The 3543-nt window shown below is 38.7% G+C and carries 3 protein-coding genes; all 3 read right to left on the bottom strand.

Annotated features, from left to right (window positions below; genetic code table 11):
- Positions 1-71: 71 nt before the first annotated feature.
- The 3 genes from ACR65M_RS26645 to ACR65M_RS26635 all read right to left on the bottom strand — a co-directional run bounded on the left by ACR65M_RS26645 (position 72) and on the right by ACR65M_RS26635 (position 3308).
- A complete protein-coding gene (locus tag ACR65M_RS26645) occupies positions 72-278 on the bottom strand; it encodes a hypothetical protein (RefSeq protein WP_440274908.1) in 207 nt (68 codons plus the stop codon).
- 92 nt (positions 279-370) lie between these two features.
- Complete coding sequence (gene ltrA, locus ACR65M_RS26640; RefSeq protein ID WP_440274907.1) at positions 371-2278, bottom strand: group II intron reverse transcriptase/maturase; 1908 nt, start codon at positions 2276-2278, stop codon at positions 371-373.
- Positions 2279-3014: 736 nt separating this feature from the next.
- Entirely contained in the window at positions 3015-3308 is a 294-nt protein-coding gene (locus tag ACR65M_RS26635; protein WP_440274906.1) for a Rad52/Rad22 family DNA repair protein, read from the bottom strand.
- Positions 3309-3543: the final 235 nt, after the last annotated feature.

The following is a 3543-nucleotide window of genomic DNA, read 5'->3' as shown; positions in this document are numbered from 1 at the left end:
TAAACTTTTTTATGAAGGCTACCAAGCGAAAGCGCGGTAGAAAAATCTGTGTCTATTTTCTTGACATAGTATCAGTTTTGTCCTTTGACCTCAGCATTAAAATACACATCATTTGGAGTTAGCTTTTGTTTATTAACTGTTACCCAGTATTCTTCTACCTTATATAGATAACGGCCAATTCCCCAAGCTGATGCTGTTCTTTTTGAACTTGCTGAGATTCCACCTTTGGTTGATTCAATGTTAGTCTCGTCTGGTAGCGATAGGTAAGACTCACCCACGACAACAATGTAATTGTTTCGTTTGGGTTGTCTTTTCCCCCGCCTCACACCGTACATGCTAGTTTCCCAGCATACGGCGCTCCATCTATCAATTAAGTACGACTTTCCTCCAACTTTTCTCTAAATTTGAGAATGTTTTGTTTAACTTTCCCTTCGAACGAATCTATCTCTTTATTTCCGTGAATGTCCTTATGGCAACTTATATGCATACTAGCAAGGTTTTGGACTCTATTAACTTTGTCTCTAGGAAGTAGGGGTTCAATGTGGTGAGTATGGACATTAAATAACAATGCGCCACCACAAATCCTGCATTTTCCTTTGTCACGATTGAAAGCATACGCTCTATTCATGAAGTATTCAAAGTTATACAGAGTGTTTGGATTGGTAGAGAGATTCATATTTATTAGCGCTGAATTACTAACAGAGAGTAGTTCATCAGCTCTAATTTTCAATGGCTTTCTCATACTACGTTTTTCATAGGCTTTTCTACCTTTGTCTGTATATGGAGTTTCCTCTTGATTCTTGAGAGGTGTTAAAGTCCATCTACAGAACGCAATACTCGTTATACCAATCCATTTTTCCTCAAACTTTAATGCAGGGATTTTGGAGGTTCTGTACTCTTCATGGATGCCAGTAAGGTTACTTACTAAATTGGCATAAATCCATCCAAAGGCTTTTTCCTTTTTATTCCTGCTACTTAACCTTCGTTTGAGTGCCTTGTATGCAGTGTATTTCAAGTCGTCATTATATTTTCTCATGACAATATGAACGTACGTTGCGGTCTGATAGTAGTTAATTATTCCCCGTATTTTAGAGTTTAACTTGTTAACGTCATCTATTAAGTTTTCTAGTGATGTCGTTTTACGGAGTTTTCGTGTATCAACTCTTATCTCCCTAATTTTCCTTTCCAGAGAAGTGGAGTTAGGTTTGGAGCGAGTGATGTACTTCTTTCCACCATCATTAGTTACCATTTTTAGGTCAAATCCCAGAAATCTAAAAGGTCGCTTTCTCACGTTTGTGATTAGCGTCTTTTCTTCGGATAGTTCAAGCTTAAGTTCGTCCTTAAGAAATTTACCTATTTCTTTCTTCCATTTGATTGCGTTTGTTTTAGAATCAGTGATTAACACCCAGTCGTCAGCGTATCTAACGAAATAAGCTGGCTTTAGATTTGTATCTTTAAGGGCTCTATATCTGTGTTCCCTTTTGGAATAATCATGTCTTGTCTTCTTGTTTTCCCATTTCTTTGCAATATGTTGGTCGAGGGCATCTAGATAAACATTTGCAAGCAGGGGAGATATGATCCCGCCTTGTGGAGTTCCCAACTCATTAACCACAGTCTCATTCATTATTCCCGCTTTTAACATACTTTTGATTATCATTAAGACCCTTCGGTCATTAATACCCATACCGTATAATCGCTTTAGTAGAATGGTGTGATTGACCTTATCGAAAAATTTTGATATGTCACCTTCAACAATCCAATGATATTTCGTTTTGGTGCAGATATTTTGTATTCTGGAAATTGCCATTCCTGCATCTCTCATTGGTCTGAAACCATATGAGTGATTGTATAATTGCGCTTCCAGAATTGGCTCAATTACAAGCCGCACACACTCTTGTATTACCCTGTCTTTTATTGCGGGTATGCCGAGCGGGCGTTTTTCCTTTTTACCGGGTTTATCAATCCATTTTCTTCTTATTTTACGAGGTTTATAGTTATCAAGTGATGTTTGTATCTCTTCAATTACTTCCTCGTATCCTAATTCAAGTATGGCATCCCTGATTGTTCGTCCGTCACTTCCTGGGGTGTTACTGCCTCTATTGCCTTTAAGTTTATGAATGGCTGTAATTATAACTGGTTCAGACTTAATGACATCGAGTAACCCTTTAAAGGAAGGCCTTTGTCCTAATTCAAACTTTTTAACGGATTCAGAATATAAGTAGTCTTGTAGTTCCCTAAGTTCTTTCTCACTGTTTAGTTTATTGAGTTTTTGTACCACTGGCATCACCCCCTGTATGAATGGAGATTAACCTTTGTTAATGGCTTTAGTCAGTTACGCTCAACGGCTTCCTCAATGTGTTGGTTAGTCGTTATTACTTAGATTGATAGACTATGCCCCTTCGCTCCACAGGTATTACCCTGTTTCAACACTACTACGGGCTGCCGCCATCAGCATTCAACGGTCATTTCCTACCGTTTAGGTTCATTAGAACTACAATTCCTTAACATCACCTTGCTGACTTCCTTTGTTCCACAAACACTAGCCTTACATATATGACCTTAGTTGCCTTCTCTAATCCGCCAACCATCCTTTTATCCATTGCTGAGGGACGCAGGACTCCTAACCTAAATTGGATAGGGGTCGTCATGGCAACGCCGACTACCATAACCACGATTGGACTTCCTTATGGAAGTGGATAGGTTCGTTTCCCATATCCCAAGTTTTACGGACCGTACAGTAGAAGGTTCGTTTCTGTACAATTGTACTTCCTCAACATAGTCATTTTGTGGCAACCCGATTACTTCACTAACCACTTCTCAGGTCTGTTTTTCACCGACTTCACCGAGCTTCGTACGTTTTCCTTTGTAGCGGATTACGCACGTCGGAGGATTAGTTCAATCTGTCAGCATTCAGATTGGTTAGGTACTTCCCCTAACATATCGTGTTTGTAGTTCACCTAGTAGAATGTTACTAGGTGTCTAGTTTTTACCCTCGGCTTTCGCTTCGGTTTGTACTAGAAACAAAGCGCACCAGCATCGTACTTCGTAACCCATTCACTATCAAATTTAATAGAAATGCCACAAAGTACACCTTTTTGACGCCATTCACTGAATTCATTCTTCCAGTTAAAAGGACCAACAACTTCATCTAACCGATTTTGAATTGCCCTGTTATCAACGTATGCACAAACTATTGCCTTTGCTTCATTTTGACCGACAAACATACTACGTTGAACTCGCCATTCAATGTCCTCTGGTGCAAAGGGTTTTTTTAAATCCTCCATAATCTCCTGTGCACTCTTTTCCATACAATTTTCGCCCATTAGAAACATTCCTTTCCAAAGTATAATAGTATATCCATCCATCTTAGACTTTGAATGATAAACACAAAAAAGCCTTTGAAGTTTCATAGAATAGTAGACACAATTAATCCACTATAACCATGAACCTCAAAGGCTCCTAAAATGTGATGCTAGACTAAAAAGTAGACACAGATTGTTATAATAAATATATCAACTATAACGAGGTGTGTCTGTATGGCAA

Source organism: Ferdinandcohnia sp. SAFN-114 (genome assembly GCF_059415045.1).
The sequence above is the reverse complement of the archived record's forward strand: the minus strand, read 5'-3'. Positions and strand labels throughout refer to the sequence as shown.